Below are 23,393 nucleotides of genomic sequence, written 5' to 3' on the forward strand. Positions count from 1 at the left end.
TGATCATCCTCTCAGACCAGCTAGGGATCGTCGCCTTGGTGAGCCATTACCTCACCAACTAGCTAATCCCACCTGGGTTCATCCAATCGCGCAAGGCCCGAAGGTCCCCTGCTTTCCCCCGTAGGGCGTATGCGGTATTAGCTACCGTTTCCAGTAGTTATCCCCCTCGACTGGGCAGATCCCCAGGCATTACTCACCCGTCCGCCGCTCGCCGGCAAAAGTAGCAAGCTACTTTCCCGCTGCCGCTCGACTTGCATGTGTTAGGCCTGCCGCCAGCGTTCAATCTGAGCCATGATCAAACTCTTCAATTTAAGTTTGGTTGCTTCGAAAAGCGGCTCAATGAATTGCTGAAATAAACTGTTCGACTTCTTATTGGTAAGAAATCGTCTTGGTCACTTCACCAGACATTGAAAATCAAAAATTGTTTTTGATGTTCGATGCTGTGAGTGCCCACACAGATTGCTTGATTCAAATTGTTAAAGAGCGACGCAACAGTGTGTTGCTGCGGGAGTGGAATTCTACTCAACCGCTTTCTCGAGTCAAGCCTTATTTTCAAAGGCTTTTCGAGGTTATCGATAAGGTTGTTTGCGTTGCCGCTTGCCCTGTCGATGGAGGCGCATTATAGGGAACAGATTCTTTCTGGCAAGGCTAAACTGCATGTTTTTTTGATAAAACCGCACAACCGTTCAAACAACAAACAAAAAGCATAAAACTTGAACTGAATCACACATTCTTGAGGCAGATGACCGTCAAGTACCCCTCCCCTTCAACTCATATAAGCCATTTCGGATTGTTGACGTGCTAGCCAAAGCTCCTCCATCTCCAACAAGGTCTGATAGATTTTCTCCGCCTGCTCCGGTCGGCTGAACAGATAGCCCTGTCCATACAAGTGGATATCGGTCAGGGATCGCAGCACATCCAACTGGGCCTGTGTCTCAATCCCTTCACACACCAGACTCTTGCCCAGCATCGACCCCATCCTGCAAATATTGGCGACCAGTTCGGATGCCTCCATTGAGGTGTCAATGCCCTGTATAAAGGAGCGGTCGATCTTCACCTTGCTGACCGGTAACTTTTGCAGATAACTCAAAGATGAATAACCAGTCCCAAAATCGTCTAATGCCAGCAGTACCCCCTGCTGATTGAGATCCTGCATCAGTTGCAGCGAATTCTTCACTTCGCGCATGGTGGTATCTTCAGTGACCTCCAAAACCAGACTGCTGGCTGGCAGGTGGTTCTCCATCAATGCCTTGGCCACCAGTTTGAGCAAATTGCGCTGGTACATGCCCGGCGAGATATTCACGCACATCTGCAGGTCGACCATACCCAACTGATGCCACTGATAAAGCTGCTCGCAAGCGGTGTTCAACACCCAGCCGCCCAGACGCTCGGCAAGCTGGAACTCCTCAGCCACCATGATCACTTCGTTTGGCGGAATAAAGCCCAGCTCCGGATGCCGCCAGCGCAGCAGTGCTTCGACAGCTTCACAACGGCCACTCTCGAGATTGACGATGGGTTGGTAATAGAGTTCCAACGCATTGTGTTCCAGCGCCATGATCATGTCCGAGGCCAAATGCTTGCGCCGCGCCGTCTCGTTGAGCAAGGAGTTATCGTAAATCACATAGGGGACATGGGTCTTGCGGCTATGGAACAGAGCCTGTTCCGCACGACTCAATAACTCCTGTGTTTTATCGCTGTCCATCGGATAGAAGGCAATCCCGATCCCCACCTCGAGCCGGAAGGGATAGTTATCATAGACGATATCTTGCTTCAGAACGTGCAGCAGTCGCGCTACCAGCTCCCTGACCTGACGCAGATCGCTGCTACCACGCTGGATAATGGCAAATTGATCGCCACCCAACCGACCACTCCACTCCCCTTCTTCACAGAGCAATCTGATCCGTCTGGCCAATTCACTGAGCAAAAAATCGCCCGCATCATAACCAAACTTGCTGTTGATATCTCTGAAGTCGTTGATATCGACCAATACCAATCCGAAAGGTACCTCCTGAGTGGCACAGAGCTCCATCCGTTCCAGCAATGCCACCCGATTGGAGAGACCCGTCAACGGGTCACGCCTTGCTGCCCTAAAGTGACGTCGAGCTTCATATACAAGAAGCAAGCTAAGGAGTAAAACCGAGATAACCAACCCCGACACCATCAACAGCAGAGCATTACGCAATTGACCAAAATGGCGATCATTCTCTGAGTAGATGTTGATGTTCTTCTGCATAACGGAAGCTAGTGCATAGGATAAAGGCTCCTGCAAGGGGGCTAGGCGCATCATTATTTGCTGGTAGACAGAGTCTCCGCTCTGCAGCTTGGTAATGACAGGCTCTATATCGCGAATGTTGTTTTCAATCAGTTGCACCAAGCGCAAGGTTTTCTGCTTATCCTGCATGCTTTTACGCAACTGACCGCTCAACAGGATGGGGGTTCTGCTCCAAAGAATGTCATAGCGCAACATCAGGTCATTGTGCTCTATTCCACCATAATGGTAGACCTCTACAGCACTGAGGAAACGCCCCAACTCGAGCTGCAGCTGCATCAGCGCCCAGGAGACATCATAGGTATATTTCTCCATCGCTCTGGTCGCATTCTGGAGCTGAACCAGACAATAAAGGGTGCTCCCGGTAAACGACAGAATGGATACATACAGAATGACGAGCAGTGGCCACGCCCTGGTCTTTCCTTTCACCCCGTGCTCCCGTGACTCTTTTATCAGTGTTGAATATCTATCAGGTCCAGCTGCCAAATCATCATGTCAGTATATTCAGAGCGCTTCAGCTCCGGATATTGATCAAGCGGCAACATAAACCAGAGCGGCCCCTTGTCACGGACCCTCATGGCTACCCCGTCATCTTCCCAAGCAAGAATAGGGTTATACTTGGCAACTTTGTCCCAATTGATGCGGATCTGAAAACTGTTCAATGCTGTCAAGGTTATGCTCTTGCCATTAGCCCCCACTGCGGCCAGCACGTCCGCCACCTTGGGCCCTCTGTACTTGTGAGGTTTATCAACCCAAGGGTTGCTGGTGACTATCTCATATTGCGGCAACGCCTGCAGCGTGGCCAAGTCAAAAAGCACTTTGCCGTCCACCTCATCTGGGGAGCTGATATTGCCGCTTACTTTCAAGATCACAGGCCCCTTGAGGGCCTCGGCAGCCACAAGCGGCATGGCAATCAATGCAAACAGCAGAGTTATCCATCCAAGCACCTTCATCTTTCCCCCTTACACTTTTCTGCTATCAACAGACTCAGTTTAGTCAGATATAAAAAAACGGCCCGCCAAGGCGAGCCGTTTCTCAAACAGAGCCGGGATGATGATTACATCATGCCCATGCCACCCATGCCACCCATATCAGGCATGGCTGGAGCATCTTTCTTCGGCAGCTCGGTCACCATGCACTCGGTGGTGATCATCAGGCCGGCGATAGAAGAGGCGAACTGCAGGGCAGAGCGGGTGACCTTGGTCGGATCCAGGATACCCATGGTCAGCATGTCGCCATACTGCTCGGTGTAAGCGTTGTAACCGAAGTTGCCTTCACCATTCTTCACCGCGTTGGCGATGACGGAGGCTTCCTCACCGGCGTTGATGACGATTTGACGCAGCGGGGCTTCCATGGCGCGCAGGGCAACCTTGATACCGACGTTCTGGTCTTCGTTGTCACCGCGCAGACCAGCCAGTTTGGCTGCAACGCGAACCAGCGCGACACCACCACCGGCAACCACACCTTCTTCAACCGCGGCACGGGTAGCGTGCAGGGCATCTTCCACGCGTGCTTTTTTCTCTTTCATCTCGACTTCGGTGGCTGCGCCAACCTTGATCACGGCAACACCGCCAGCCAGCTTGGCTACGCGCTCTTGCAGCTTCTCACGATCGTAGTCGGAAGAGGTCTCTTCGATCTGCTGACGGATCTGGGCAACACGGCCTTCGATCACACCGGCATCACCCACGCCATCGATGATGGTGGTGTTCTCTTTGGTGATGACGATGCGCTTGGCACGACCCAGATCTTCCAGAGTCGCTTTTTCCAACTCCATGCCAACTTCTTCGGAGATGACAGTACCGCCAGTCAGTACGGCGATATCCTGCAGCATGGCTTTGCGACGGTCACCGAAGCCAGGCGCCTTGACGGCAGCCACTTTCACGATACCACGCATGGTGTTGACCACCAGAGTGGCCAGGGCTTCGCCTTCTACGTCTTCAGCAACAATCAGCAGCGGCTTGCCAGCTTTGGCAACGCCTTCCAACACCGGCAGCATTTCGCGGATGTTGGAGACTTTCTTGTCAACCAGCAGGATGAACGGGTCGTCCAGTTCAACGGAACCGGTCTCTTGCTTGTTGATGAAGTAGGGGGACAGGTAGCCGCGGTCGAACTGCATACCTTCAACAACTGCCAGCTCATCTTCCAGACCCTGACCATCTTCAACGGTGATGACGCCATCGCGACCCACTTTGTCCATGGCTTCGGCAATCAGCTTGCCCACTTTCTCGTCGGAGTTGGCGGAGATGGTGCCCACCTGAGCGATGGCATTGCTGTCGGCGCACGGCTGGGACAGTGCTTGCAGTTCAGCAACAGCAGCCACAACGGCCTTGTCGATACCGCGCTTCAGATCCATCGGGTTCATACCGGCGGCAACGGCTTTCAGACCTTCGTTGACGATAGCCTGAGCCAGAACGGTTGCAGTAGTGGTACCGTCACCGGCGGCATCGTTCGCCTTGGAAGCCACTTCCTTGACCATCTGGGCGCCCATGTTCTGGAACTTGTCTTCCAGCTCGATTTCGCGCGCAACAGATACACCATCTTTAGTGATGGTCGGGGCGCCGAAGGACTTGTCCAGCACCACGTTGCGGCCTTTCGGGCCCAGAGTCACCTTGACGGCATCAGCCAGGATGTTGACACCTTCCAGCATCTTGATGCGAGCTTCGTTACCAAACTTGACGTCTTTAGCAGCCATTTTCTTCAATCCTTTCTATCAATTCGGGGAAAATCGGGGATAGATTACTCTTCGACAATCGCCAGGATGTCAGTCTCGGACAGGATCAGGACGTCCTGACCATCCAGCTTCTCGGTCTTCACGCCGTAGCCTTCGTTGAAGATCACCTTGTCACCAACCTTCACGGCCAGCGCTTTCACATCGCCATTATCCAGGATGCGACCAGTCCCCACGGCAAGCACTTCACCACGGGTGGACTTCTGGGCCGCAGTACCAGTCAAGACGATACCGCCGGCAGATTTGGCTTCAGCTTCGATGCGCTTGATGATGACGCGGTCGTGCAGTGGACGAATTTTCATCGATAACTCTCCCAAAATGAGTCTCATTGTTGCTTTGAGGAATGGCCGTTCCAGGCCAAATTAGATATGTCCCTGATGTGGGGCAGAGTTGCTAACCCTTCAAGGGCAAATACAAAAAAAATTTTTTCACGTACTATAAACATCTTCGATGGTTCAGCCATGTCCACACCCTGGAGCAAGGTCGGTTCAAGCCGCCCGTTTTCCATGCCAGAACCTTCAAAGCCAGCTGTAGAGACGAGCCCTTGACCCGCACCAACCCCATGTTGACAGCCCCTATTCCGGTCGTACTGCGCCAGATGACGGGCCCCATGATCTTCGGCATCATCGCCATTCTGGCCTTCAATCTGGTCGATACCTTTTTTATCGGTATGCTGGGCACCGAAGCACTGGCCGCCATCAGTTTTACCTTTCCTGTCACTTTTGTGGTTACCTCGCTGGCGATGGGATTGGGCGCCGGATTGTCAGCGGTGATCGGTCATACTCTGGGGCAGGGCAAACACGATGAGGCGGCCCATCTCGCCACCGACAGCCTGTTTCTGGCGGTGATCATGGTGGCCCTGCTATCCGCGGGGGGGGCTCTCACCATCAAGCCTCTGTTTACTCTGTTGGGGGCCAGTGCCGAGCTTATCTCTCTCATCCATGACTACATGCTGATCTGGTATCTCACCGTCCCCATGCTGGTGCTGCCCATGGTGGGCAATGCCGCTATCCGGGCGACCGGCGATACCAAAACCCCCAGCCTGGTGATGGCCATAGCCGGGCTGGTCAACGGGGTACTGGATCCTCTGTTGATCTTCGGTATCGGCCCCTTTCCCGAATGGGGGATCCGCGGGGCAGCCATCGCCACCTCTATCTCCTGGTTGATGGCGATGCTGGTCAGCCTCTATATCCTGCGTCATCGGGAGGGCTTGCTGCTGTGGCGCCTCTCGCCTCGGGCTCGGTTGCTGACCCACTGGCGGGCGCTGCTCCATGTTGCCGTCCCCGCCTCTTTTACCAATATGCTCAACCCTCTGGCCAATGCAGTGCTGATGACGATCTTTGCGGGCCTGGGTACCGAGGTGGTAGCCGCTTACGGCGCCGCATCGCGGGTCGAGGCGCTGCTGCTGATCGTGATGATGGCCCTTGCCTCCGTACTGGCCCCTTTCATCTCGCAAAACTGCGGCGCCGGCAATCCGGCCCGGGCCAAAGCCGCACTTCAGAGCTGCCTGCGCTTTGCCCTGCTGTTCCAGCTCGCCATCTATGGCCTGACCTGGCTGCTCGCCCCGCTGATCGCCAATCTGTTCAGCGATCATCCGCAGGTCATTCGCCTGATTATTCTCTATCTGCATCTGGTGCCGATCGGTTACGGCTTTCAGGGCATGGTGATGCTGCTGGCCTCGGCACTCAATGGCGTGCGAGCATCCAGTATTTCGTTCTTGTTCAACGGATTGCGACTGTTTGGTTTTCTGTTGCCAGGAGCCTGGCTGGGGGCAAAGCTGGGGGGAGAACAGGGGATATATCTAGGAATACTGCTGGCCAATCTGGCGGCGGGCACCCTCGCGTGGTGGTATGCCCGACACCGCTTCGAGGCGCTGTGCCATCAGGGCAAACCCTGATTCAGTCACTCGCCTCGGGTTTTCGTCTCGTCGATTACTCTTTACGCTCACTCTTTGCGCTCAAATTCGCCTTCGATGGTGGTGCCGCCCTGCTTGGCGTTCCCCAGATGATCATCGGACGGTGCGTTGCCAAACGGCGATTGAGTACGCTGGAAACCGCCCATCTGCATCCGGAACTGGCTGCTGCCGATCAGCTTGTCAGCCAGTTTGTTGCGCAGCCAGGGTTGCAGCAACAGCACACCGAAAATGTCGGTCACGAAACCCGGGATAATCAGCAGCAGGCCCGCCAACGCCAGCATCATGCCCCCCATCACCTCGCGGCCCGGCATCTCGCCCATCTGCATCTTTTGCTGGGCGCTGAACAGGGTCTTGATCCCTTCACTTCGCACCAGCGAGGAGCCCAATACCGCGGTCAGTATGAGCAAGCCGACAGTCGGCAGCGCCCCGATTACCGAGCCGACCTCGATCATCACGGTGAGTTCCAGTACAACCAGACCCACCAACAACAAAAACAACTTGCCCATATCCACTCCAGCACCGGTAAATTGAGAAGAAGTGGCGCCCATCCAACGATGGTCAGAGGCGATTTTGCCGCCCCGTCATCACCACTTTCTGCCCTGAATAAATGGGGGCGGCCCCCCTCTTTTCAAGTTGGTCAACTGACTCCTACGTCATCAGCAATCTAAAAAATCAGCAAAAAGTCACAAAAATTTATAAAAATCATCATGATAAAAACTTCATAACATATGTGTACTTTCCTCAAAGTAATTTGAAAATGTCGCAAATTTAGTGATCCACCTCTAATAACCGATACCTCAATTGGAGTAGTATATTGATTAGTTTTTCGGGAGGTCATTCTCCCAACCGCCCCACTCGATGTGTGGTGCTTCAGGATGAGCTGTGCGCAAGGAACTCGCGACCACTCGGTGAGGATTTTTCCATTTATCTGATTTCTGAGGCATTACAATGAGCGACATCAAGAACGTCCGCATTGAAGAAGACCTGCTGGGCACCAAAGAAGTTTCCAATGATCTCTACTACGGTGTGCACACCCTGCGCGCTGTCGAGAACTTCAAGATCAGCTCTCAGAAGATTTCTGACGTTCCGGAATTCGTCCGCGGTATGGTGCTGACCAAGAAAGCCGCTGCGCTGGCAAACGGTGAATTGGGTACCATCCGTCCTGAAATTGCTGACAAGATCGTAGAAGCCTGCGACCTGATGCTGAACACCGGCAAATGCTTCGACCAGTTCCCGGTCGACGTTTACCAGGGTGGTGCCGGTACCTCCGTCAACATGAACACCAACGAAGTACTGGCCAACGTCGCCCTGGAAATCATGGGTCTGGAGAAAGGCCGTTACGACGTCATCAACCCGAACGACCACGTCAACAAGTGCCAGTCCACCAACGATGCCTACCCCACCGGTTTCCGCGTTGCTGTGGTCAACAGCACTGACGTGACCCTGCATGCGCTGGAGCACCTGATCGCGGCATTCGATGCCAAAGCGAAAGAGTTCAAAAACATCCTGAAGATGGGTCGTACCCAGCTGCAAGATGCGGTTCCGATGACCCTGGGTCAGGAGTTCCACGCGTTCGCCGTGACCCTGCGTGAAGAGATCAAATCCATCAAGCGTTGCCAGGAGCTGCTGCTGGAAGTGAACCTGGGCGCAACCGCCATCGGTACCGGTCTGAACACTCCGCCCGAGTACTCTGCACTGGCTATCAAGCGTCTGGCCGAGATCACCGGTCGTGCCTATGTGCCGGCAGAAGACCTGATCGAAGCGACCTCAGACTGTGGCGCCTACGTCATGCTGCACGGCGCCATCAAGCGTCTGGCTATGAAGCTGTCCAAGATCTGTAACGACCTGCGTCTGCTCTCCTCCGGCCCGCGCACTGCACTGAAAGAGATCAACCTGCCGGAAATGCAGGCGGGTTCCTCCATCATGCCGGCCAAGGTCAACCCGGTTATCCCGGAAGTGGTCAACCAATCCTGCTTCAAGGTATTCGGTAACGACATCACCATCACCTTCGCCGCCGAAGCCGGTCAGCTGCAGCTGAACGTCATGGAGCCGGTGATTGGTCAGGCGATGTTCGAATCCCTGAGCCTGATGGAAAAAGCCTGTATTTCCCTGCGCGAGAAGTGCGTGGAAGGTATCACCGCCAACCCGGAAATCTGCATGAATCACGTGCTGAACTCCATCGGTATCGTGACCTACCTGAACCCCTTCATCGGCCACCACGAAGGGGATATCGTCGGCAAGATCTGTGCCCAGACCGGCAAGAACGTCCGCGAAGTCGTTCTTGAGCGTGGCCTGCTGAGCGCCGAGCAGCTGGACGAAATTCTCTCCATCGAGAACCTGATGAACCCGCAATACAAAGCCAAGCGTTTCACCCGCGAAGCTGCCGTATAAGCGAGTGTGGGCCGGGATCTTCCCGGCCCATAAAGTCAGTTCCCGATTGGTCTTTATCCCCAGCCCGATCGGGAATTGGCTTTTTGCCAAATAAAAACCAAAAACTAAAAAATGGAGTTATCGCTATGATTGGAATCGAGTTACTTGTCGTGCTCGCCGCTATCTATCTGGGGGCCCGGATAGGCAGCATCGGCATCGGCTTTGCCGGTGGTCTGGGGGTACTGGTATTGACGTGGGGTCTGGGCATGCCCATCCCGAGCGATCAACTGGTCAGCTACATCCCTTGGGATGTGATCATGATTATCGCGTCCGTCATCTGTGCCATCGCCTGTATGCAACTGGCTGGCGGGATGGACTATCTGGTCTTCCTGGCAGAAAAAGCGCTGCGCAAGAACCCCAAATACATCACCTTCGCCGCCCCGGTGGTCACCTACCTGATGACCATGCTGGCCGGTACCGGTCATACCGCCTTCTCCACCCTGCCGGTGATCGCTGAAGTGGCCAAAGAGCAAGGGATCCGCCCATCCCGTCCGCTCTCCATCGCGGTTGTCGCCTCCCAGATCGCCATCACAGCTTCCCCGATCTCTGCCGCTGTGGTTGCCTTCTCCGGCATGCTCGAGCCGTTTGGTGTTGATTATCTGACCCTGCTGGCCATCTGCATCCCCTCTACCTTCCTGGCCTGTATCCTGGGCGCCTTCATTGCCAACATGATGGGCAAGCCGCTGGAGCAGGACGAAGTCTATCTGGAGCGTAAAGCCAAGGGGCTGATCAAACTGCGTGGTACTACCAAGCTCGAGATCAAACCGTACGCCAAGCTGTCGGTCTGGATCTTCATCGCCGCCATCGTTGCTGTCATGGCTTATGCCACTGCCATCTCCGGTAAAGTGGGCCTGATCACCAACCCGCCGATCCCCCGTGACGGCGCCATCATGGGCATCATGCTGGCCGCGGCCACCATCATGACCCTGGTGTGCAAACTAGACGCCACCCAGGTCACCAACATGCCGACCTTCAAGTCCGGTATGTCCGCCTGTATCTGCGTACTGGGTGTCGCCTGGCTGGGTAACGTCTTCGTGAAAGGCAACATGGACACCATCCAGCTGATCGCTGGCGACCTGCTGAACCAGTACTCCTGGCTGCTGGCCGTGGTGCTGTTCTTCGCTGCCATGCTGCTCTATTCACAAGGCGCCACCACCAAGGCCCTGATGCCTGCCGCACTGGCACTGGGTGTCAGCCCGCTGACTGCGATTGCCTCTTTCGCAGCCGTGAGCGCCCTGTTCGTACTGCCGACCTACCCGACCCTGCTGGCCGCGGTAGAGATGGACGACACCGGCTCCACCCGTATCGGTAAGGCGGTCTTCAATCACCCCTTCTTCGTACCGGGCACCGCCACCATCGCCATCGCCGTGGCGCTGGGCTTCTTCTTTGGCGGCATCCTGCTGTAATCCTATCGCCTGCCGATTACCAAACAAAAATCCCCGCCAGTTGGCGGGGATTTTTTTATCTCTTTACTCTGTGCTTGGCTGTCTGCCAGCAAGAGACCTGACCTCTTATACGGGTGGCTCAACCACGGCGACAGCAGACACCACAACAGCGTGTCAACGGCGCTATAACCACCGCTGCCGGATTGCAGGAGCAGTAGGCCACCATGGTACTCACCACCACGCCAGAAGGCGGGATCCTTTGGATCAGACCGGATCCAGGGTATCCAGCGGCCAACGCGGCACGGCTTTGACCGCCAGCGGTTCGAACACGCCCGCTTTCAGGCGCTGCATACCGGCGTAAGCGATCATGGCGCCGTTATCGGTGCAATATTCAGTGCGCGGATAGAACACCTCGCCCTTGAGGCTCTCCATCAGCTCGGCCAGCTGGGCACGCAGATGACGGTTGGCACTGACGCCACCGGCGACCACCAGACGCGTGAGACCTGTCTCTTTCAAGGCACGACGGCACTTGATGGCCAGGGTATCAACCACCGCATCTTCAAACGCCCGAGCGATATCGGCACGGGTCTGCTCATCATCACCATTGGCAGCGATGGTGTTGGCGGTGAAGGTCTTCAGGCCGGAGAAGCTCATGTCGAGCCCGGGACGATCTGTCATGGGACGGGGGAAGTGGAAGCGTCCCTTAGTGCCTTTCTCGGCCAGACGGGAGAGCAGCGGACCGCCCGGATAATCCAGCCCCATCAGCTTGGCGGTCTTGTCGAACGCCTCGCCAGCGGCATCATCGATGGATTCCCCCAACAGCTGATAGCTGCCGATGCCGTCAACCCGCACCAGCATGGAGTGACCACCGGAGACCAGCAGCGCCACGAAGGGGAACTCGGGGGCCTTTTCTTCCAGCATAGGAGCCAGCAGGTGGCCTTCCATATGGTGGACGGCGATAGCAGGCTTGTTCCATGCCATCGCCAGTGAACGACCAATAGTGGCTCCCACCAGAATGGCGCCAACCAGACCCGGACCCGCGGTATACGCGATGCCGTCGATGTCATCTTTGCCCAGTCCCGCCTCTTGCAATGCGGCCTGGATCAACGGGATCGTCTTGCGAACATGATCCCGGCTGGCGAGTTCGGGGACGACGCCACCGTAGTCCGCATGCAGCTTGACCTGGCTGTATAACTGATGGGAAAGGATCCCTTTTTGATCGTCGAAGATCGCGATCCCGGTTTCGTCACAGGATGTCTCTATGCCCAATACACGCATTGCTAAAAAATTTCACTGCTAAAATGAGACGGCTATGGTAACCTTCGCGGGTTTTTTAAACCAGAGCGATCTCTGCGGGTTTACTTTCATTCCCTGTCCAGAGTATAATTTCGCACCATTTTAAGACATGCTGATCGATTGAAGGTCAGCTAACAATTTATCACTGAGGTGAAAGGCACATGCCAGTAATCAAAGTCCGTGAAAATGAGCCGTTTGACGTTGCTCTGCGTCGTTTCAAGCGTTCTTGCGAAAAAGCCGGTATCCTGTCCGAAGTTCGTAGCCGTGAGTTCTACGAGAAGCCGACTACCATTCGTAAGCGCGCCAAAGCGTCTGCTGTCAAGCGTCACGCCAAGAAGCTGTCTCGCGAAAACGCACGTCGTATCCGCCTGTACTAATCGGGTGATATTGCCGTGTCTCTGAAGGATCAACTCAAGGATCAGCAAAAGCTCGCCATGCTTGCCAAAGATAAGGCACGTCTGGGAGCGATCCGCTTGTTGATGGCAGAAATCAAGCAACGTGAAGTCGATACCCGTATCGAGCTGAATGATGAGGATATCCTCGCTGTCGTGACCAAAATGGTCAAACAGCGCCGCGATTCCATCAGCCAATTTGAAGCTGCCGGTCGCCAGGATCTCGCCGACAAAGAGTCCGCTGAGATCGTTGTGTTGCAGGAATTCCTGCCGCAACAGCTGGCCGCAGATGAAATTGCCGCCCTGATCGAGCAAGCCATCACTGAAAGTGGTGCTGCCGTCATGGCTGATATGGGCAAGGTCATGGCTGTCTTGAAGCCGAAAATTCAGGGGCGTGCCGATGTCGGCGCCGTCAGTGCTCAGGTGAAAACCCGCTTGGCGTAACAGGCAACTCTCTTGTTTGGTCGAAGAAGCCGTGCTTCCCTTGGAATGCGCGGCTTTTTTATTTTCTCCGCAATGAAACAGGACGGTTATGGCAGGCAGGATCCCACAATCCTTTATCGACGATCTGCTCGTACGCACAGACATAGTCGAGCTGATCGACTCGCGAGTGCGGCTGAAAAAAGCCGGTAAAAACTACCAGGCTTGCTGCCCTTTTCATAACGAAAAAAGCCCCTCTTTTACCGTCAGCCAGGAGAAGCAGTTCTACCACTGTTTCGGTTGTGGCGCCCACGGCAACGCCATCGGCTTTGTCATGGAGTACGACGGTCTCGAATTTCCCGATGCCATCGAAGAGCTCGCCAGCATGCAAGGCATGCAGGTACCTCGCGAGCAGAGCATCGGCGGCTCGGCCAATAGCCAGCCCGCAGTCAGCAAGGATCTGTTCGAGCTGATGAACCAGATCGCCCGCTTCTACGAGAGCAATCTCAAGAGCGCTCCCCATGCGGTGGAGTACCTCAAAGGCCGCGGCCTGACCGGTGAAGTGGTCAAACGATTCAACATTGGCTATGCACCCAGCGATTGGGATCAGGTGCGCCGCCGCTTTGGTACCAGCCGGGATCACGAGCAGTTGCTTATCTCGGGCGGCATGCTGATCACCCGTGACAATGGCCCGGGGAGTTATGATCGTTTCCGCGATCGCATCATGTTCCCGATCCGTGACAAGCGTGGCCGGGTCATCGGTTTCGGTGGCCGGGTGCTGGGTGATGGCACCCCCAAATACCTGAACTCGCCGGAGACCCCCATCTTCCATAAAGGGCGGGAGCTGTTCGGTCTCTACGAAGTAAAGCAGGCACACAAGGATCCACGCCGGATCCTGGTGGTGGAAGGCTACATGGATGTGGTGGCACTCGGTCAGTACGACATCGACTATGCGGTGGCGGCGCTGGGTACTGCAACGACCAGCGACCATATCCACACCCTGTTTCGCACCACCGCCGAGGTAGTCTGCTGCTACGACGGTGACAACGCCGGTCGTGAAGCCGCCTGGCGCGCGCTGGATAATGCCCTCCCTCATCTGCAGGATGGCCGCGAGCTGAAGTTCGTGTTCCTGCCCGATGGCGAGGATCCCGACTCGCTGGTACGCCAGATCGGCAAGGAGGGTTTTGAAGCCCTGCTCGATGAAGCCCAACCGTTCGCCGACTTCATGTTCGAGCGTCTCGGCCGGGATGCCGCACTTTCGGGTGAGGCAGGCAAGTTCGAAGTGGCCAACAAGGCCGCCGAGCTTATTCGTCGCGTTCCGGAAGGGTTTACCCGCGAAGGGCTGATCACTCGTCTCTCCAGCATGATGCGTTGGGGCGAGAACAAGCAGCGCATCGCCGAGCTCTTTGCTCGCAACAGTCAGCCCAAGGCCGAGGTCAACAAACCCAAGGCAGCCAAGCTGACACCACTGCGGCGTGCACTGGCACTGATGGTGCAATATCCGGCAGTAACGGCTGAGCTTCCCCCCATGCCGGAATTGGCCGGACTACGCGTACAGGGCATCAAGTTCCTGCTGCAACTGCACCAGCAAATCCAGGCACAGCCTGGTATCACAACCGGTATCCTGCTGGAACACTGGCGTGGTACCAAGGAAGGAGAGATCCTTGCTCAGCTGGCCATGCACGACCTGTTCGAGGAGATCAAACTCGATCAGGAGCCGGATATTCTGGGAGAATTGCAGGACACCTTCGTCGGCTTCATCAACCAGTTTCTGAAGCAGCGGATCGAAGAATTGCAGGCCAAAGTGGCTCAGGAAGGACTAAGCTCCGAAGAAACCCAAGAGCTGATGATGCTGATAAGAGAGGTGCAAATTGAGAAAAGAAATGAGAGTGGGGCTTGATATTTGAGTGATTAGTCCCAATATGGATAGCGTTGCCCGAATCGACGGGATGAAAAGCAAAATTTTTATAACCGCCTGGCCCCGACAATACTGCGGGCAGGGGTTTCTCATGACCGACGCCGCAACCAGACATAGCATGTCTGGCGGTTTTCTATTAGAATTGGCTATTTGCGCAGCAGCGCACTGTACGCGCAACCTAGCAACACCAACCGGATGAGTTCTATGGAGCAAACCCCGCAGTCTCAGCTTAAACTCCTCGTTGCCAAAGGTAAAGAACAGGGCTACCTGACCTATGCCGAGGTGAACGATCACCTCCCGCAAGACATTGTCGATTCAGACCAGATCGAAGACATCATTCAGATGATCAACGATATGGGCATTCAAGTGGTTGAAAACGCTCCGGATGCCGATGACCTTATCATGGCTGAAGGTGGTACCGCCGATGAGGACGCTGCCGAAGCAGCGGCCCAGGCTCTGGCATCTGTTGAATCTGAGATTGGTCGCACGACCGATCCCGTCCGCATGTACATGCGGGAAATGGGTACCGTCGAACTGCTGACCCGTGAAGGCGAAATCGACATCGCCAAGCGGATCGAAGACGGTATCAACCAGGTACAAAGCTCCGTAGCCGAGTACCCTGAAGCAATTACTTACCTGCTCGAACAGTACGACAAGTACGAAGCCGAGCAGCTGCGTCTCTCTGACATTATCTCTGGCTTTATTGACCCGAACGAAACTGAAGATATGGCGCCTACCGCCACGCATATCGGTTCCGAGCTCGGCGAAGACGATCTGGCCGACGAAGATGAAGAAGACGAAGAAGACGAAGACGAAGATGGCGACAGCTCTGACGACGACGGTGACGGTGGCCCGGATCCGGAAGTCGCTCGCGAGAAGTTTGGTGAACTGCGTGCCCAGTATGAAGTGACCCGCCTCTCCATTCAGAAGAATGGTCGCGCGCACGAAGATACCCAGGCCGCCATCGCCCAGCTGGCCGATGTATTCCGTCAATTCCGCCTGATGCCCAAGCAGTTCGATCGCCTGGTCAACAACATGCGTGAAATGATGGAGCGCGTCCGCGTGCAGGAACGCATCATCATGAAGCTCTGCGTTGAGCAGGCCAAGATGCCGAAGAAAACCTTCGTCGCGGCCTTCACCAACAACGAGTGTGAAACTGCCTGGTTCGAATACCAGAAGCAGGCTGGCAAAGCCTGGTCTCCCCGTCTGGTTGAAATGGACGAGGATATCCAGCGCGCCATCGGCAAGCTGCAGCAGATTGAAGAAGAGACCGGTCTGTCGATTGCCCAGATCAAGGATATCAACCGTCGCATGAGCATCGGTGAGGCCAAAGCCCGCCGTGCGAAGAAAGAGATGGTTGAAGCCAACTTGCGTCTGGTTATCTCCATCGCCAAAAAGTACACCAACCGCGGTCTGCAGTTCCTCGATCTGATCCAGGAGGGCAACATCGGTCTGATGAAGGCGGTAGACAAGTTTGAATACCGTCGTGGCTACAAGTTCTCGACCTATGCAACCTGGTGGATCCGTCAGGCCATTACCCGCTCCATCGCGGATCAGGCCCGTACCATCCGTATCCCGGTGCACATGATCGAGACCATCAACAAGCTCAACCGAATCTCCCGTCAGATGCTGCAGGAGATGGGGCGTGAACCGAACCCGGAAGAGCTGGCGATGCGCATGGGCATGCCGGAAGACAAGATCCGCAAGGTACTGAAAATCGCCAAAGAGCCTATCTCCATGGAGACGCCCATCGGTGATGATGAAGATTCCCACTTGGGCGACTTTATCGAAGATACCACCTTGGCTCTGCCAGCGGATGCGGCGACCAGCGAAAGCCTGCGCAACGCCACCCGCGAAGTGCTGGCTGGCCTGACCGCCCGCGAAGCCAAGGTACTGCGGATGCGTTTCGGTATCGACATGAACACTGACCACACCCTCGAGGAAGTGGGCAAGCAGTTCGACGTTACCCGTGAGCGTATTCGTCAGATCGAAGCCAAGGCACTGCGCAAACTGCGCCACCCGAGCCGCTCGGAAGTGCTGCGCAGCTTCCTGGACGAATAGTCCTGACCCTGTGTCAAACTGCTCTGCCAAAGCCCCGCCATGCGGGGCTTTGTTTTGTCTGGCATTTACCCTTGCAACCCTCTTTTCGCCCTCAATCAAGCTGGACAATTAGTCGCCAAGTGGTTGATATGCCTATAGACTGCCCTTTCCTCTTCCCCTATAATCCACGCCGCTAAACGCACAATTTGGCCCCTTAGCTCAGTTGGTCAGAGCAGTCGACTCATAATCGATTGGTCGTGGGTTCAAGTCCCCCAGGGGCCACCATATACAACAAGGCGTAGCAGGTTAGTAGCTGCTACGCCTTTTGCTTACCTGGCGTTTTTGGGTGCTTTAATGGGTGCTTTTAAGGAAAGGCCAGGCCGTTTCTAGTTAACCTGCCATGGGGATACAATGGGATCCACTGATGGCGGCAAAGTGACTGCTGACGAAGTTGGCGCGCACCGCCATGTCTTCACCTCGATAGCAAAAACGTTCGGCAATTTGTGCTTCAATGCCTTCTTGTCTTTTTATATGACTCCTTTGTCAATAGATGTATTGCTCCTTTATCGACCTTTGTAATCAGCATCCACAAAACGAAGCATTTGGCCTTAGCTTAGGGGTCTCCTGCCACTTCCTCCAACTGCTTAAACAGGTCAAACTAGCGCTCCGCCTTTTACTGTGCCTTGTGCTCATTGTAGTGGTCAACTAAATCCGGACACTTGGTTAGGCCGTTCTTCGGCTTTTGCAGGCGGTATCCCGTCATTGTGTTGATGTGGACGCCGCCAGTTGTAGTAATCCATCAGGTAATAACTGATATCCCGCTTTGTCTCCCGCACGCTCATGTATCCCGTTGCCGAAATGCCCGGCTGCCATATTGGCTGACCTGGTCAGAGTGAAACAGCACGCCTGACGGACAACCCCGCTGCTGATACGCCATCTCCAGTTCTTTGATGGCCAGCTCGGCATCTGGTTTATCTGACATCGCCCAGCCCACGACCCGCCGGGTGTGCAGGTCAAGCACCGCTGCCAGGTAATGCCAGCGTCCACCTGCCCAGACGTAGGTGATATCGCCACACCACACCTGATTGGGTTGCTGGACATCAAATTCGCGAGCCAGCAGATTGGGGATATCCGGTCGCTCAGACTGGGCGACCTGATAACGATGAGCGCCCGGCGGTTTGGATACCAGCCCGGCTTCCTTCATCAGGTTGCGTACTTTGAATCGGCCAATCTGATACCCCAACTCCCGCATCATCGACATCAAGGCGCGGCTGCCTGCCGAGCTCCGGCTTTCTTTGAACAACCTGCGCAACTCGGAGCGCTGTTGCATGCGCTCACGGTTAATCGCCCGCCTGCGGGCCAGATAATCGTAAAAACAGGAAGTGAGCACATCGAAAGCGCAACAGACCAAGGTGATGGGGGCTTGCTCCCTTAATCGGTCTATTAGCGCGTACGTGTGAACTCGTCCGCCATCAAGAGAGCGGTAGCCTAATGGGATGGCCTGCTCCATCCACCCCGCTATGCTGGAGCCAGCATCAAGGAGGCTCATCATGACTCAAGCGCAGATTTACATTTACGGGATCGATTTAGGCAAAAATAGGTTTCACCTGGTGGCGATCGCATGGAGTATGTATTGACCAAGCAAAAGCTCACGCGTTCACAACTGAAACAGTTCATCAGTACGACTCCACCCTGTCGGGTTGCCTTCGAGGCATGTCCTGGTTCGCAATACTGGGAACACCTGTTTCAACAGGCGGGGTTCGAGCCCAAGATTATTCCCGCTCAATTTGTTAAGCCCTACCTCAAATCGAACAAGAATGACTTCAACGATGCCACCGCCATTGCCGAGGCTGGTAGCAGAGGCACTATGCGCTGTGTCCCGTTGAAATCTCATGAACAGTTGGCATTGCAGGCGACTCATCGCGTCCGTCAGCGTTTCATCGTCGAACGAACAGCCACTGTCAATCAGATGCGAGCGTTGCTGCTGGAATATGGGCTCACCGTGCCAGTCGCCAGAAAAGTCTTCGAGCGCTCTCTGCCGACGATCCTTGAAGATGCCGAGAATGGCTTGCCTGACTTTATCCGCGCCCTGGTATTACGCCTGAGAGAACGGTGGCAACAGCTGGATATTCAGATTGATGATATGAGCCTCATGCTCGGACAAGCCTCAAGCGCATCAGGTTTGTGCCAAAAAATCAGTACCGTCCCCGGCATTGGACCGATTGTCTCAACCGCGTTGATTGCCGCGATTGGCAATGGCTCACAATTCAAGAAAGCCCGCGACCTGCCAGCCTGGTTGGGGCTTGTCCCCAGGCAATATTCAACGGGCGGCAAATCTTCGCTCGGCGGGATCAGTAAGCGTGGCAATAGCTATTTAAGGCAAATGGTTATTCAGGGCGCCAAAGCGCTGAAAATTCACATGAAGCGTGACAAATCATCGTTAGGCGAATGGGTCGCCAGGCTAGAGGTCGGCCATCACCACCATGTGGTCCTTATCGCCCTGGCCAACAAGATAATGCGAATTTGCTGGAAAGTGCTGACATCCGGCAGGGATTACCAACCGTATCCCAACACAAGTTCAGCCGTTTAACTGATAGAACTCATACCCGGTTTTGCGAGCCAAAAACAGATGACAGAAGCGTTCACCCCACGACGTTGCAGCCTGGCTAAAAAAGCAGTCTCTCATGACTGGTAGCTTTATTAGGACGATGACGTGCGGATCCCATCAAGGCGCCAGAGCCGGAAAACAGCTCACAGACAGGCCGGATACATTGACGCAAACGACTTCAGGAAATCAGTTCAAGCTTGCAGATAAGGAGCAGACCATACATTTTTAGAATGTCCTTTTCACGTTCGAGCCGGTTGATACGGGCTTCCAGCTCCTGAATTTTTTGCTGCTCCGGAGTCAGTGCTTTGCCGATTGGGGTTGTGCCAGTTCGTTCGGATTGCAGTTGCTGAACCCAGCGACGAAGCACGGTTTCACCGACATCCAGTGAACGGCTTGCTTCGGGGACTGAATATCCCTGGTCGAGCACCAGGGATGCGGCTTCGAGTTTGAATTCGGCAGTAAATGAGCGACGTAATCTTGTCATTGAACACCTCAGGTCATGGTGGCGACTGTACCACCTAAAATGGTGTCCGGGATAATTAGACCACTACACCACGTCCCGTTGCACGACTACACCACTCACACCATTGCGGCCTAAACACCGCCAGCCAATCCTGCAACCGCCACATTTACCAACCTATTAACCAAACACCTCGCCTCCCTTGTCGCGCCTAACGCGCCGGTGATGGGTGATGGGTGATGGGTGATGGGTGATGGGTGATGGGTGATGGGTGATGGGTGATGGCATATGTAGCACCATCATGCAGCATTACAAGCTTATTGGCGGGGTGCTCCCCGGCACCAATCTGATCACGGATTTGGTTAACGAAGAGGATCTGTTGAGCATCGCCAACCAAATTGCCTATCAGAAACGAGCAAAGGAAAATTTACGTTTAGGACCGATGCCAAGCCCCGCCTTATTGAATACCACGCATGAAATCGAAATCAAAAAACCAAAACCGTAAAAACACCATGAAAACTTAGAATTACGTTCCATATTAACACCGAAACAACACTGACCCCCTCCCCCAAAAAAAATACAAAAAAAACACAAGAAAATCAAAAGCAAAAAGATTAAAGGCAAAGGAGGCAAGTAATCATCAACGTCCAGCCAAAAATGAATAGAAGTTGTTTTGTGATATACCACACAAACTTTGATAATTACGGTGGATAAGCATTGCTTTGGAAATCGATTTCAAGAAAATGGGCGCAGTGTGATTTGCCTTGGCATCGATTGCATGGTGGCAGTTTGAGTCTCGACAATTCATCGTGATGGACATTTTCCCATTGATTGGAGTGGTCAGTATGAATGCAACAAAAAAAGGACTTTTAGCAACATTGATCGCCGCAGCCTTGCTCGGTGGATGTGGCGGTGAAGAGAACATTTCTTCTAGCAACGGCAGTGAAACCCATCCGGGTGAAACGCTTCCTGGTGAAACACCTCCAGGCGGTGAAGATGGCGTATTGTTGCTGTTTGGTGTTGGAGCGAACGCAAAAGTCACCCCCAATATTCAGTCGGAGAAGGATAACTGGAACCTGCAGCCAGTCACGTCTACTCCTGTCGCCATGACCAGCATCAGTGCTGTGCTCATCAACAATGCTGGTACCGATGACACAGCCGATGTGCAGGTAGCCGGTGACGGAGATGGCACCTTTATGCTCAAATCCGCCACCCCTCTGAACCTGAACAAATACGCTTCCGGTTTCATCGAGTTCCAGCTGCGAACCAAGAGCAAGGTGCCGGAAGTGCTCAATGCCTCCATCGACAACGAGTATCCCAACCGCAGCAGCCTGCCCATTGCAAGCGCCCTGACCGGTTCCGGCAACTGGGAAACGCTCACTCTGCCCATCAACTGCATGAAGCCCTTCCCCGGTGCCAAGGCCGTCAACCTCGCCACTGTGGGCACACCGTTCCACCTGGCCACCAAGGAAGCCTTCAACTACGAAATCACCAACATCAAGTACCTGCTCACCACCTCAGCCAAGCCCGTTGTCGACCCGGTCACCTGTGAAGCGCCTGGCGGCGCTACCGACCCTGGAACCGATCCTGACACCAATCCAGACACAGGCTCCGGCGTCAACAATGCCCCCGCGCTGGTGGCCACCGATGCCGCACTCTACTACTCCGGTGACAAGAGCCTGGCCCAAGACCGCAGCGCTGATTACCCGGCAGCCAGCTTCGGCGGCACCCTGACCGATGAAAACCAGGTCATCACCATGGACCTGCCAGGCAATGGCGCCGCCTTCCTCGGGACCGACAGCGCCAATGGGGATCTCTCCGCCTATCAGGACGGCGTCATGCTGCTCGACCTGAAAGTCTCCAGTTACGGTGACTCCCCCAACATCCAGATCCGCATGGACGGTACCGCAGGCCCAGACTTTGGCACCTTCTTTACCATGGACAGCAACATCGTGCCCGATGACGACACCTGGTACCGCTGCATCCTGCCGGTTGCATCTCTCATTCCGGCGGCCAACACAGGCTCAGTACAAAAGGCGCTCTACCTGAGCGGGGCCTGGGACTCCATGGCCGGTCTGCGCTTCGCCTTCACCAACGTAGCCCTGAAAACAGCCATCCCGGCAGACTTTGACAGCAATCAGCCCTGCCAGCAGATCAAGTGATAAGGCATTGAATCTTCGAGAAATCGATTGAAAATAATTTTCTACGGATTGGAGCAATAAGATGAAATTGAAGTCACTCGCCTTGTTTGTCGGGGCATGTTACGGGCTAGCAGTGCCCGCCGTATCGAATGCCGCCGAGAGTTTTGGCTTCCACGGTTATATTCGTGCTGGTTCAATGTTTGACGCCAAGGACAACTTCGCCAAGGCGGGGTACGAATATGAGATGGACAAGACTATGGGGCGCCTGGGCTCCGAGCTGGACAACAGCTGGGAAGCGGGTCTGAACAAGTTGTGGGATCTGGGCAACAACAAGTCGGTCAACATTCACTTCAAGGTGGAGTCCGATGCCGATGGCCTGCAAACCCGTGCAGCACCTCGCGAAAGCGGTGTGTCAGAAACCTATGTGGAGCTGGGTGGCATCACCCCGACCGGGACCATGTGGGGTGGTCTGCGCTATTACGACCGCGAGAACTACATCTGGACAACCGACTATTTCTACACGGACTACTCGGGGACCGGCGTCGGCATCAAAGCCATGGAGATGGCGGGTGGCAAGTGGGACTTTGCCTATATCAACAGCAACGACACCAGCCACTCCGACCGCGCCAATGGCACTGAAGCCACCATGCACACCCTCCACACCAGCGCCCTCTACGGCGCCTGGGACATGGAGATCGCACTCAAGCAGATGCCCAGCAACGAATTCACCGGCGACAACAAGCAATATGCGACCAAGGGGGCAGAAGGAACCGTCATTTATTCCCGCGACGACTTCTTCTTCATGCCGGGCGGCTTCTCCAAGTTCATCGCCCAGGCAGGACGTGGACTGGGTTCAGGCGACTTGCTGGGGGCCAACCTGACCAATACCGCCATGTATCGCAAGGGCTCCCTGTATCAGAAGACACTGCAGGACAAGGCGGATGGCTATAAACCCTACCAGTCCAAGGTGATGGAAGGCGATCAATCCTATCGCGTCTTCCTCTGGGGTGGCTGGTATGGCGCCAATATTCATCTGCTGCCGACCATCTCCTACCAGTACAACGACTACGAGCTGGGTGGCCATGACTCCTGGTATGCCGCATCTCTGCGCCCGGTATTCCCGATCAATGAGTTCTTCTCCATCCAGACGGAAGTCGGATATGTGAAAAACAACCTGCTCATCGATAACGTCGAACGGGGTGGCACCTCTCACAAGGTCAGCATAGTGCCGACCTTCACTGTCAATACCGGCATGGGGCCCTCACCGGAGATCCGCATTCTGACGACCTATGTCGATCACAACAACGAGACCCCCTGGCAGGAAGACCGGGAAGATTTCCTAGTCGGTGTGCAGGCGGACATGTGGTGGTAGGTTAGGTCGCGATACTTAT

The 23,393-nt window shown here is 54.9% G+C and carries 18 protein-coding genes, 1 tRNA gene, 1 rRNA gene and 2 pseudogenes; 12 read left to right on the forward strand and 10 right to left on the reverse strand.

Annotated elements, in window-relative coordinates:
* From G5229_RS08095 to G5229_RS08115, 5 genes are all read right to left on the reverse strand, one after another.
* Window positions 1–311 (reverse strand): 16S ribosomal RNA (locus G5229_RS08095); the annotation flags it as partial.
* Window positions 312–766: 455 nt separating this feature from the next.
* The gene (locus tag G5229_RS08100) at window positions 767–2,698 is read right to left on the reverse strand and encodes a putative bifunctional diguanylate cyclase/phosphodiesterase (RefSeq protein WP_421207312.1); all 1,932 of its coding nucleotides are present in this window, start codon (window positions 2,696–2,698) and stop codon (window positions 767–769) included.
* 23 nt (window positions 2,699–2,721) lie between these two features.
* A complete protein-coding gene (locus G5229_RS08105; RefSeq protein WP_216952894.1) occupies window positions 2,722–3,222 on the reverse strand; it encodes a molybdopterin-binding oxidoreductase in 501 nt (166 codons plus the stop codon).
* Between the two features lie 104 nt (window positions 3,223–3,326).
* Window positions 3,327–4,961, reverse strand: a complete 1,635-nt coding sequence (gene groL, locus G5229_RS08110; protein WP_005341224.1) for a chaperonin GroEL — start codon at window positions 4,959–4,961, stop codon at window positions 3,327–3,329.
* 44 nt (window positions 4,962–5,005) lie between these two features.
* Window positions 5,006–5,299 carry a co-chaperone GroES gene (locus tag G5229_RS08115; protein ID WP_005309514.1) on the reverse strand — a complete coding sequence of 98 codons (294 nt, stop codon included), beginning with the start codon at window positions 5,297–5,299 and terminating at the stop codon, window positions 5,006–5,008.
* 260 nt (window positions 5,300–5,559) lie between these two features.
* Here G5229_RS08115 and G5229_RS08120 point away from each other — a divergent pair, with 260 nt between their 5' ends.
* Window positions 5,560–6,894 (forward strand): MATE family efflux transporter, encoded by a 1,335-nt coding sequence (locus tag G5229_RS08120; protein ID WP_421208996.1) that lies wholly within the window; start codon window positions 5,560–5,562, stop codon window positions 6,892–6,894.
* A 47-nt stretch (window positions 6,895–6,941) separates the two neighbouring features.
* Here the strand turns inward: G5229_RS08120 and G5229_RS08125 are convergent, their stop codons facing one another.
* Complete coding sequence (locus tag G5229_RS08125; protein WP_005340570.1) at window positions 6,942–7,418, reverse strand: FxsA family protein; 477 nt, start codon at window positions 7,416–7,418, stop codon at window positions 6,942–6,944.
* A gap of 442 nt (window positions 7,419–7,860) precedes the next feature.
* Between G5229_RS08125 and aspA the strand changes: the two genes are divergently transcribed.
* Complete coding sequence (gene aspA / locus G5229_RS08130) at window positions 7,861–9,303, forward strand: aspartate ammonia-lyase (RefSeq protein ID WP_421208944.1); 1,443 nt, start codon at window positions 7,861–7,863, stop codon at window positions 9,301–9,303.
* 125 nt (window positions 9,304–9,428) lie between these two features.
* Window positions 9,429–10,748: an anaerobic C4-dicarboxylate transporter gene (locus G5229_RS08135; RefSeq protein WP_021229055.1), complete on the forward strand. Its 1,320-nt coding sequence runs from the start codon at window positions 9,429–9,431 to the stop codon at window positions 10,746–10,748.
* A 243-nt stretch (window positions 10,749–10,991) separates the two neighbouring features.
* Here the strand turns inward: G5229_RS08135 and tsaD are convergent, their stop codons facing one another.
* The gene (gene tsaD, locus G5229_RS08140; protein WP_005340567.1) at window positions 10,992–12,005 is read right to left on the reverse strand and encodes a tRNA (adenosine(37)-N6)-threonylcarbamoyltransferase complex transferase subunit TsaD; all 1,014 of its coding nucleotides are present in this window, start codon (window positions 12,003–12,005) and stop codon (window positions 10,992–10,994) included.
* A gap of 179 nt (window positions 12,006–12,184) precedes the next feature.
* Here tsaD and rpsU point away from each other — a divergent pair, with 179 nt between their 5' ends.
* The 5 genes from rpsU to G5229_RS08165 all read left to right on the forward strand — a co-directional run bounded on the left by rpsU (window position 12,185) and on the right by G5229_RS08165 (window position 17,078).
* The gene (gene rpsU, locus G5229_RS08145; RefSeq protein ID WP_005309452.1) at window positions 12,185–12,400 is read left to right on the forward strand and encodes a 30S ribosomal protein S21; all 216 of its coding nucleotides are present in this window, start codon (window positions 12,185–12,187) and stop codon (window positions 12,398–12,400) included.
* Between the two features lie 15 nt (window positions 12,401–12,415).
* On the forward strand, window positions 12,416–12,859 hold the full coding sequence (locus G5229_RS08150) for a GatB/YqeY domain-containing protein (RefSeq protein ID WP_421208945.1): 444 nt from the start codon (window positions 12,416–12,418) through the stop codon (window positions 12,857–12,859).
* A gap of 88 nt (window positions 12,860–12,947) precedes the next feature.
* Window positions 12,948–14,735, forward strand: a complete 1,788-nt coding sequence (gene dnaG, locus G5229_RS08155; protein WP_421208946.1) for a DNA primase — start codon at window positions 12,948–12,950, stop codon at window positions 14,733–14,735.
* 183 nt (window positions 14,736–14,918) lie between these two features.
* A complete protein-coding gene (gene rpoD / locus G5229_RS08160; RefSeq protein ID WP_263718854.1) occupies window positions 14,919–16,814 on the forward strand; it encodes an RNA polymerase sigma factor RpoD in 1,896 nt (631 codons plus the stop codon).
* A 187-nt stretch (window positions 16,815–17,001) separates the two neighbouring features.
* A tRNA-Ile gene (locus G5229_RS08165) sits at window positions 17,002–17,078 on the forward strand.
* A gap of 416 nt (window positions 17,079–17,494) precedes the next feature.
* Here G5229_RS08165 and G5229_RS08170 read toward each other — a convergent pair.
* Window positions 17,495–18,282: pseudogene (locus G5229_RS08170) on the reverse strand (IS3 family transposase); the annotation flags it as partial.
* A 144-nt stretch (window positions 18,283–18,426) separates the two neighbouring features.
* On the opposite strand from G5229_RS08170, the gene G5229_RS08175 reads away from it, so the two are divergent.
* Window positions 18,427–19,383 carry an IS110 family transposase gene (locus G5229_RS08175; RefSeq protein WP_235634697.1) on the forward strand — a complete coding sequence of 319 codons (957 nt, stop codon included), beginning with the start codon at window positions 18,427–18,429 and terminating at the stop codon, window positions 19,381–19,383.
* A gap of 241 nt (window positions 19,384–19,624) precedes the next feature.
* On the opposite strand, the pseudogene G5229_RS08180 reads toward G5229_RS08175, so the two are convergent.
* A pseudogene (locus G5229_RS08180) lies at window positions 19,625–19,885 on the reverse strand (transposase); the annotation flags it as partial.
* A gap of 277 nt (window positions 19,886–20,162) precedes the next feature.
* On the opposite strand from G5229_RS08180, the gene G5229_RS08185 reads away from it, so the two are divergent.
* Window positions 20,163–20,366, forward strand: coding sequence for a hypothetical protein (locus tag G5229_RS08185; RefSeq protein WP_158651141.1), 204 nt, complete (start codon window positions 20,163–20,165; stop codon window positions 20,364–20,366).
* A 135-nt stretch (window positions 20,367–20,501) separates the two neighbouring features.
* On the opposite strand, the gene G5229_RS08190 is transcribed toward G5229_RS08185, so the two are convergent.
* Window positions 20,502–20,903, reverse strand: a complete 402-nt coding sequence (locus G5229_RS08190; protein ID WP_158651142.1) for a hypothetical protein — start codon at window positions 20,901–20,903, stop codon at window positions 20,502–20,504.
* On the opposite strand from G5229_RS08190, the gene G5229_RS08195 reads away from it, so the two are divergent.
* Window positions 20,869–22,023, forward strand: a complete 1,155-nt coding sequence (locus G5229_RS08195; RefSeq protein ID WP_368216553.1) for a putative glycoside hydrolase — start codon at window positions 20,869–20,871, stop codon at window positions 22,021–22,023. The two genes, G5229_RS08190 and G5229_RS08195, sit on opposite strands and share 35 nt — an antisense overlap.
* A gap of 61 nt (window positions 22,024–22,084) precedes the next feature.
* On the forward strand, window positions 22,085–23,374 hold the full coding sequence (locus tag G5229_RS08200; RefSeq protein ID WP_421208947.1) for a carbohydrate porin: 1,290 nt from the start codon (window positions 22,085–22,087) through the stop codon (window positions 23,372–23,374).
* Window positions 23,375–23,393: the final 19 nt, after the last annotated feature.

The sequence above is a fragment of the Aeromonas sp. 602396 genome, from assembly GCF_049173735.1.
In the GTDB taxonomy this organism is placed as follows: Bacteria; Pseudomonadota; Gammaproteobacteria; order Enterobacterales; family Aeromonadaceae; genus Aeromonas; species Aeromonas veronii_A.

Bases quoted from the DNA above. Each gene is read 5' to 3' on its own strand.
- G5229_RS08105 (WP_216952894.1), bottom strand. From the start codon at position 3,222: ATGAAGGTGCTTGGATGGATAACTCTGCTGTTTGCATTGATTGCCATG.
- groL (WP_005341224.1), bottom strand. From the start codon at position 4,961: ATGGCTGCTAAAGACGTCAAGTTTGGTAACGAAGCTCGCATCAAGATG.
- G5229_RS08115 (WP_005309514.1), bottom strand. From the start codon at position 5,299: ATGAAAATTCGTCCACTGCACGACCGCGTCATCATCAAGCGCATCGAA.
- G5229_RS08120 (WP_421208996.1), top strand. From the start codon at position 5,560: ATGTTGACAGCCCCTATTCCGGTCGTACTGCGCCAGATGACGGGCCCC.
- G5229_RS08125 (WP_005340570.1), bottom strand. From the start codon at position 7,418: ATGGGCAAGTTGTTTTTGTTGTTGGTGGGTCTGGTTGTACTGGAACTC.
- aspA (WP_421208944.1), top strand. From the start codon at position 7,861: ATGAGCGACATCAAGAACGTCCGCATTGAAGAAGACCTGCTGGGCACC.
- G5229_RS08135 (WP_021229055.1), top strand. From the start codon at position 9,429: ATGATTGGAATCGAGTTACTTGTCGTGCTCGCCGCTATCTATCTGGGG.
- tsaD (WP_005340567.1), bottom strand. From the start codon at position 12,005: ATGCGTGTATTGGGCATAGAGACATCCTGTGACGAAACCGGGATCGCG.
- rpsU (WP_005309452.1), top strand. From the start codon at position 12,185: ATGCCAGTAATCAAAGTCCGTGAAAATGAGCCGTTTGACGTTGCTCTG.
- dnaG (WP_421208946.1), top strand. From the start codon at position 12,948: ATGGCAGGCAGGATCCCACAATCCTTTATCGACGATCTGCTCGTACGC.
- G5229_RS08185 (WP_158651141.1), top strand. From the start codon at position 20,163: ATGCAGCATTACAAGCTTATTGGCGGGGTGCTCCCCGGCACCAATCTG.
- G5229_RS08200 (WP_421208947.1), top strand. From the start codon at position 22,085: ATGAAATTGAAGTCACTCGCCTTGTTTGTCGGGGCATGTTACGGGCTA.